This window comes from Paraburkholderia sp. (assembly GCF_035656215.1).
Taxonomy (GTDB): domain Bacteria; phylum Pseudomonadota; class Gammaproteobacteria; order Burkholderiales; family Burkholderiaceae; genus Paraburkholderia.
On the sequence record NZ_DASRSY010000108.1, the window covers coordinates 1 to 7,173 of the forward strand.

8 protein-coding genes and 1 pseudogene are annotated in these 7,173 nt (G+C 60.3%); 2 read left to right on the forward strand and 7 right to left on the reverse strand.

The features are described 5' to 3' along the window. The 5 genes and pseudogenes from VFE81_RS06120 to VFE81_RS06140 all read right to left on the reverse strand — a co-directional run. Positions 1–342: DNA alkylation repair protein (locus VFE81_RS06120; protein WP_325043736.1), on the reverse strand; the 342-nt coding region annotated here is incomplete at its 3' end. Between the two features lie 104 nt (positions 343–446). Next, positions 447–956, reverse strand: a pseudogene (locus VFE81_RS06125) (TolC family protein); the annotation flags it as partial. Positions 957–1,167: 211 nt separating this feature from the next. Further along, positions 1,168–1,686 (reverse strand): hypothetical protein, encoded by a 519-nt coding sequence (locus tag VFE81_RS06130; protein WP_325043737.1) that lies wholly within the window; start codon positions 1,684–1,686, stop codon positions 1,168–1,170. 223 nt (positions 1,687–1,909) lie between these two features. Next, positions 1,910–2,389 (reverse strand): nuclear transport factor 2 family protein, encoded by a 480-nt coding sequence (locus VFE81_RS06135; RefSeq protein WP_325043738.1) that lies wholly within the window; start codon positions 2,387–2,389, stop codon positions 1,910–1,912. Between the two features lie 13 nt (positions 2,390–2,402). Next, on the reverse strand, positions 2,403–3,092 hold the full coding sequence (locus VFE81_RS06140; protein ID WP_325043739.1) for a TetR/AcrR family transcriptional regulator: 690 nt from the start codon (positions 3,090–3,092) through the stop codon (positions 2,403–2,405). A 109-nt stretch (positions 3,093–3,201) separates the two neighbouring features. Between VFE81_RS06140 and VFE81_RS06145 the strand changes: the two genes are divergently transcribed. After that, positions 3,202–3,852, forward strand: a complete 651-nt coding sequence (locus VFE81_RS06145) for a YceI family protein (protein WP_325043740.1) — start codon at positions 3,202–3,204, stop codon at positions 3,850–3,852. Between the two features lie 56 nt (positions 3,853–3,908). Here the strand turns inward: VFE81_RS06145 and tdh are convergent, their stop codons facing one another. After that, positions 3,909–4,940 (reverse strand): L-threonine 3-dehydrogenase, encoded by a 1,032-nt coding sequence (gene tdh, locus VFE81_RS06150; protein ID WP_325043741.1) that lies wholly within the window; start codon positions 4,938–4,940, stop codon positions 3,909–3,911. Positions 4,941–4,953: 13 nt separating this feature from the next. After that, the gene (locus tag VFE81_RS06155; protein ID WP_325043742.1) at positions 4,954–6,153 is read right to left on the reverse strand and encodes a glycine C-acetyltransferase; all 1,200 of its coding nucleotides are present in this window, start codon (positions 6,151–6,153) and stop codon (positions 4,954–4,956) included. Between the two features lie 169 nt (positions 6,154–6,322). Here VFE81_RS06155 and VFE81_RS06160 point away from each other — a divergent pair, with 169 nt between their 5' ends. Next, entirely contained in the window at positions 6,323–6,949 is a 627-nt protein-coding gene (locus VFE81_RS06160) for a helix-turn-helix domain-containing protein (protein ID WP_325043743.1), read from the forward strand. Positions 6,950–7,173 lie beyond the last annotated feature (224 nt).

Genomic DNA, 7,173 nt, shown 5'->3' on the forward strand with positions numbered 1-7,173 from the left:
CTGATCGCGCCAGCCGAGCTGATGAATCATCGCGATGCGGCGAACCCACAGCGATTCATGCAAAAGCGCCGCATCCATCGAAGCCTGCGCTTGCGGCATCTGCGCTCGCGCGGCTTTCAGCACATCGCCCACCACACCCGCCAGCGGATCGATCGAATCCCACCAGGCGTTGCGCTGGGCGAGCGTGAGCAGATGCGCGATGTCCGCAATCGCAAGCGCCTTCCATTTGCGTGCTAACAGGTCAGTGGCCACGTAGTGATATTCGCGTTGCGGCATGGACCACAGGACATTGGCATACGCGATCAGGTGCTCCGCGTTCTCCACAGGCACGCGCTTGAACACCTTATTGCGCGCTCCCGAATCTCCTCACCTTTGAATCTGGAGTGGGCAGACAGGTAGTACTATTCTCACCGCGCCGACTCCCGAATTTCCTCACCTATCGGTTTTTAGCTTCCCTCCCAACCACCACCCAGCACCTTGTACAAGGTCACGAGATTGGACTGCCGCGACAGACTATCCGTCGCGAGTTGCTGCTGCGCGGTGTAGAGCGTGCGTTGCGCGTCGAGGAATGTGAGGAAGCTATCCGTGCCCGCCTTGTAGCGCACCTGAGCAAGCGTGTAATACCGCTGCGACGACGCCACATATTCGCGATCCGCCTCCACCTGATCGACGTAAGTCGCGCGCGCAGTCAGCGCGTTCGCGACCTCTTTGAAGGCTGTCTGGATCGTGCTCTCGTAATCGGCCACCTCGATCTCCTTCTCGATTTTGGCGACGTCGAGCGATGCCTTGTTGCTACCGTAATCGAAGATCGGCACCGACACGGTCGGCGCAAACGCCCAGGCGCCTGTGCCCGCCTTGAACAAACCAGACAGCGTCGAACTCGATGTACCGGCTGAAGCCGTCAACTCGATCTTCGGGAAGAACGCAGCGCGCGCGGCGCCGATGTTCGCGTTCGCCAAAGCACCTAGTGTCGTCGAATCGCGCGTCAAGGTGAGTGTTTCCAGGATGGTGAGGAGTTCCAGGAGCTGAAACCCGTATCGATCACGCCCCTCGAACCTTCGGCAACAACGCTCCCGAAAAACCTCACCTTCGCAAACTCCCCCGCAAAAACGCTAGCGCGGGAATCAGTCGAAAGCCCAACCCGCAAACAAAAAACCAAACCTTTTACTAGAACTTCAGCTTCAACTGAAACCCGATCGTGAAGGGAAGATCATCCGAGGGGATCGGCGGAATCACAATGAAGTTAGCCCCGACGCGTTTGTATTCAACCATCACGATCGGCGCGACCACCGGCCCGATCGTATGGTTACGGCCCAAGCCCCAGTTGCCGTAGTTATAGCCGGAGATGATCCCGCCCATCGCCGCGATCCGCACAATGCCCCAGTGCGCGAATTCCGGCGCCCACATGCCACCGCCATAATAAGAAGGCCGCCGCAGAGAGTTGCGAAAGCCGCCGGCAGTCACCGCCCATTGATTGTTGAGCCAACATTCGACGCCGAGGCCAGGATTGAACTGTTCGAAATGCGTGTTCGGGTCCGGGTTGATGTGATACGAGCCGAGCATTGCATCGACCCATACGCCGCTCTCGCACCAGTTGGCCGCATGCGCCGCGGACGCCGCGGCCACGCTCGCGACAAGCGCCACGGTCGTGTGTCGAATCTGCTTCTTTATCTGCCGAAAATGCATGAGATCTCCGTCACCGATCGAGCGCCGGTGTCGTCTATGTTCGAGGTATTTCTGCTTGCCGTCCGTCGCGCACTGTACCTCAACCCGCACTGGCGATGTGGAGGACACGCTCGGGCGCGCGGGCACAGGACGTGCCCCGCGACGCAGATGCAACCATAACGGAGAACCGATGGCAGAGCGGTGAACACGTGGCAGGTGTCCACCATTAATGCCTGAGAAAGGTCTAAAGGCCGCGGTCGGATAGGCCCGGATGATCGTCGGGACGGCGGCCGAGCGGCCAATGATAAAGACGGTCGGCTTCGCGGATCGGCAGATCGTTAATGCTGGCGTGACGGCGCGCCATCAGTCCATGCTCGTCGAACTCCCAATTCTCGTTGCCGTATGAACGGAACCAGTTGTTCGAGTCGTCGTGCCATTCATAGGCAAAGCGTACGGCGATGCGGTTATCCGTGAACGCCCACAGTTCCTTGATCAGGCGGTAGTCGAATTCTTTTGCCCATTTGCGGCGCAACAGTCCGACGATCTCCGCGCGTCCATGCGTGAACTCGGCACGGTTGCGCCAGACGCTATCCGGCGTGTACGCGAGCGACACGCGTTCGGGGTCACGGGTATTCCAGCCGTCTTCCGCGGCGCGCACCTTCTGGATCGCGGTTTCGCGTGTGAACGGCGGTAGGGGCGGGCGGGTTTCGATTGGGTCGACCATTGTGGCTCCTCAGTCAGGTTGCGGTGCGCCGGGACGGCGGTCGTTTGCTTGGGGATCTGCTTGTGGATTTGTCTGCGAGTTGTGCCGATTCGCTTACAGACTCGGTATCGAGCAACGCTTCTGCCGCGGTTCGTGCGTCGAGCGCGGCGTCGGCCTCGCCGCTTACCAGCGCTACGGCGATCGCGCCGTCGAGCAGGATCAGCCATTGGCGCGACAAGCGCGCGACGCGGCGGGCGTCCATGCCCGACTCGGCCGCGTATTCATCGCACTGGGTTCGCACGAACGCGAGCAGGCGTTCCTTATGTTCACGGGCGACGATCCGGATCGGATCATCCGCGGAGGCAATTTCGCCGGCAGCGTTCAGAAAAGCGCAACCATGGAAATCCTCCGACGCAAACCACTCGCGCAGCACATCGAACATGCCGAGCAGGTGTTTGCGCGCAGTCTTGCCATGCCGCAGCGTGCCCGCGATAAACCAGTTCATCCAGCGTTCGTCGAGCCGCTCCAGCGCGGCGGCGACCAGCGCGTCTTTCGTTTCGAAATGCGTGTAAAAGCTTTTGCGCGCGGTGCCGGACTGCTTGACGATCGCGTCGACACCGGTTGCATGAATACCGCCGGCGTAGATCAGCGCTTCTGCGGCGTCGAGCAGCCTTTCACGCGCGCTGCCGGGCGCAGCCAGTTCAGTTGGGTTTTGAGTAGCCATGGCCGAAGAGTAGAACGATCATTCTCCCTCGTCAAGTTTTTGTGCGCTTCTGCAGGTTGGGTGCGCTTACTGCTATCGTGGTGACAATCGAACAACCGGAACGAATTTCATGAATCGCTCTACTGTCCGCGCAACGTTTGTACGTACGCTTCTCAGCGCAACGCTGCTAACGGCGATGGCCTGTACGCCTCTGCAAGTACTCACGCATACGGTCAGCCAGAACGAAGCCCGCGTGCCGGCCGGACGCTACGAGATCGATCCCGACCATAGCAGCATTACCTTCGACATCGATCACTTCAAGTATTCGCGCTTCACCATGCGTTTCGACCGCAAGCAGGGGCAGCTCGACTGGAATGAAGGCGGACTGGACAGGAGTAGCGCGACGATCACGATCGACGCCGCGAGCATCGATACAAATGTGCCACTACTCGACAAGATGGTGAAAAGCGACAGCATGCTCGACGTGTCGCGCTATCCGGAGGTGCGCTTCGCTAGCACGCACTTTGAGCGCACCGGCGAATCGCGCGGCACGTTGACTGGCGATCTGACGATTCATGGCGTCACGCAACCCGTGACACTCGACGTGACCTTCAACGGTTTTGCACCCGATCCGCTCACGAAAAAAGATACGCTCGGCTTTTCCGCGGACGGTCATTTCAGCCGCGCGAAGTTCGGTTTGGCGACGTGGTATCCGGCTGTCGGCGACGATATTCATGTACGCGTTCAGGCTGAGTTCGTTAAAACGCCCGCAGGCGCGTGAGCGCGGTGCGGGCGTTTCGTATCAGTGGCTGCTTCTGCAGCGTGCCGTTTTTCAGCTCACGCAGCGGTCCAGTCGAGAATCACCTTGCCACTCTCGCCTGAGAGCATCGTGGCAAACGCTTCCTGATAATCGTCGACCTTGAAATGGTGCGTGAGGATCGGCGACAGGTCCAAACCGCTTTGCAACATCGCGACCATCTTGTACCAGGTCTCGAACATCTCGCGGCCATAAATACCCTTGATTTCGAGGCCTTTGAAAATCACCTGAGTCCAGTCGATCGCGGTCTGCGCGGGCGGAATGCCGAGCAGCGCAATCTTGCCGCCGTGGTTCATCGCTTCGAGCATGCTGGTGAAAGCGCTCGGCACACCTGACATTTCCAGTCCGACGTCGAAACCTTCGGCCATGTGCAAATCCGCCATGACGTCGCTCAACGATTCACGCGAGACGTTCACCGCACGCGTCGCGCCCATCTTGCGCGCGAGTTCAAGGCGATAGTCGTTGACGTCGGTAATCACCACATTGCGTGCGCCGACGTGTTTCGCAATCGCCACCGCCATGATGCCGATCGGGCCGGCGCCGGTGATCAGCACGTCTTCGCCGACGAGGTTGAACGACAGCGCCGTATGCGTGGCGTTACCGAACGGATCGAAAATCGCGGCGAGATCATCGGAGATTTCGGGCGGAATCTTGAACGCGTTGAATGCGGGAATCACGAGGTATTCGGCGAATGCGCCTTCACGATTCACGCCAACGCCCACCGTATTGCGGCATAAGTGCCGACGCCCCGCACGACAGTTGCGACAGAAACCACAGGTGATATGCCCTTCGCCCGACACGCGATCGCCGATCGCAAAGCCGCGCACTTCCTGACCCATTTCGACAATTTCACCGACGTATTCGTGGCCGACGTGCATCGGCACCGGAATCGTTTTTTGTGCCCAGTCGTCCCATTTCCAGATATGGATATCGGTGCCGCAAATCGCGGTACGCGTGATGCGGATCATCACGTCGTTGTGACCGACTTCGGGTTTCTTCACATCCGTCAGCGTGAGGCCCGGCGCGCGCTCGAGTTTTGCCAATGCTTTCATGTGCGCCTCCGCTTCAGATAATGCCGAGTTGACGGCCGACGCGCGCGAATGCGTCGGCGGCTCGATCGATTTGTTCCGGCGTGTGCGCGGCGCTCATTTGCGTACGGATGCGCGCGCGGCCTTTGGGCACCACGGGGAACGAGAAGCCGATCACGTACACGCCTTCCTTCAGCAACGCGTCGGCCATGTTCGATGCGAGTTGTGCGTCGCCAAGCATGACCGGAATGATCGGGTGTTCGCCCGGCACGAGCGTGAAGCCGAGCGCGCTCATTGCACGGCGGAAATGCGCGCCGTTTTCACGCACGCGCGCGCGCAGTTGCGCGCCTTCTTCGCTGGCGAGCAATTCGAGTACTTTCAGCGAGGCGGCAGCAATGCTCGGCGTCAGCGTGTTCGAAAACAGATACGGACGCGAGCGTTGACGTAGTAAATCGATCACCTCCTGTCGCGCGGCAACGTAACCGCCCGAGGCGCCGCCCAGTGCTTTACCCAGCGTGCCGGTGATGATGTCGACGCGCGACAGCACGCCGCAATGTTCCGGCGTGCCGCGTCCATGTTCGCCGACAAAACCGACCGCGTGCGAATCGTCGACCATCACCAGTGCGCCGTAGCGGTCTGCCAGATCGCAAATGCCCGCGAGGTTGGCGATGATGCCGTCCATCGAGAACACGCCGTCGGTGGCGATCAGCTTGAAGCGCGCGCCGGCGGCATCGGCTTCTTTCAGCCTGGCCTCGAGATCGGCGAGATCGTTGTTCTTGTAGCGAAAGCGCTTCGCCTTCGAAAGCCGCACGCCGTCGATGATGCTCGCGTGGTTCAGCTCGTCGCTAATGATTGCGTCGTTATCGTCGAGCAGCGTTTCGAACAGACCGCCGTTCGCATCGAAACAGCTGGAATAAAGGATGCAGTCGTCGGTTTGCAGGAATGCGGCTAGCGCTTTTTCGAGGTCTTTATGCACGGTTTGCGTGCCGCAAATGAAGCGCACCGACGCCATGCCGAAGCCATCGTTATCCAGACCTTGTTTCGCGGCCTCGATCAGCCGTTCGTCGTTGGCAAGACCGAGATAGTTGTTCGCGCAGAAATTCAGCACTTCCGTGCCGTTCGCGAGGCGCACATCAGCCGACTGCGGACTGGCGATCACGCGCTCGTTCTTGTAAAAGCCGTCAGCGCGAATCTGCTCGAGGGTGCCGCGCAGATGGGCGAGGTAAAGGTCACGCATGAACCAGACTCCTGAAAGGGTGGTGCGCCTGTGGGCGACATGTTCAGCACTTGCGGCATGGTCGACGACGAGGCGGCCTGTTATAGTCGGCTGTCAGTTTTATCGGATATTTTCGTTTTTCCGAACTAAAATCCGGTATGTCGAACAACTCTAAACGATAGGTCAGTAAATGGCAAGTTCGGGAATCCGCCGCGCAGCAGCCAACGCGGCACCCACTCCTGGCGCGAACACGGTCCCGGCAATCGCGGCGCCGCCTCGCGTCGGCGAGCAGATTCAGCGCCTGCGCGCCGAGCGGCGCATGACGCTCGATGACCTGTCGCGCGCGGCGGGCGTGTCGAAATCGATGCTCTCGGAGATCGAACGCGACAAGGCCAATCCGACGATCGCGGTCGCCTGGCGTCTGACAAACGCGCTCGGCGTCAGTCTCGATTCGCTGTTCGCGCCGCAAAAGGCGCCGGAAGCGATTTCCGTCTCCGGTCCGCACGACATCCCGACTTTGAGCGGCCATGAGGCCAAGTATCAGTTGCGGGTCTGGGGGCCGATCGAGTTGGCCGGCAAATTCGAGTGGTACGAGCTAACGTTACAAGCAGGCGGGGCGCTCGTGTCCAACGCGCACGAACCCGGCACGCGTGAACATCTGACTGTGCTGCAAGGTTCGATCGAGATCGAAGCGGCGGGCGCGACGAAGCGGCTCAAGGCCGCGGACACCGCGCGCTATGTCGCCGACGAGCCGCACGCGATCCGCAACGCAGGAAAGGGTGAGGCGAAAGCGCTGCTGGTGGTGATTCACGGCTGAGCTGCGGGCGCACCGTTGCGGGTTATTGGCTGAGTCGGGGCGAAATCGGGCTGAATTGTCCGTTTGGCTGAGGTTGCGCGAAACAGTCGGGTAGCAGCGGCGCATTGCTGCGCCGCCGCCCCCTAAGAACCGTACGTGCGAGTTTCCCCGCATACGGCTCAAGCCTCATTAAGGCTAGTGATTAAACTAACCCGGCGGCACAACGTACCGACAGGGCCTTGTAC

Excerpts from the sequence above, each read along its gene's own strand:
- VFE81_RS06160 (WP_325043743.1), top strand. The coding sequence starts at position 6,323 with ATGGCAAGTTCGGGAATCCGCCGCGCAGCAGCCAACGCGGCACCCACT.
- VFE81_RS06140 (WP_325043739.1), bottom strand. The coding sequence starts at position 3,092 with ATGGCTACTCAAAACCCAACTGAACTGGCTGCGCCCGGCAGCGCGCGT.
- VFE81_RS06130 (WP_325043737.1), bottom strand. The coding sequence starts at position 1,686 with ATGCATTTTCGGCAGATAAAGAAGCAGATTCGACACACGACCGTGGCG.
- VFE81_RS06135 (WP_325043738.1), bottom strand. The coding sequence starts at position 2,389 with ATGGTCGACCCAATCGAAACCCGCCCGCCCCTACCGCCGTTCACACGC.
- tdh (WP_325043741.1), bottom strand. The coding sequence starts at position 4,940 with ATGAAAGCATTGGCAAAACTCGAGCGCGCGCCGGGCCTCACGCTGACG.
- VFE81_RS06145 (WP_325043740.1), top strand. The coding sequence starts at position 3,202 with ATGAATCGCTCTACTGTCCGCGCAACGTTTGTACGTACGCTTCTCAGC.
- VFE81_RS06155 (WP_325043742.1), bottom strand. The coding sequence starts at position 6,153 with ATGCGTGACCTTTACCTCGCCCATCTGCGCGGCACCCTCGAGCAGATT.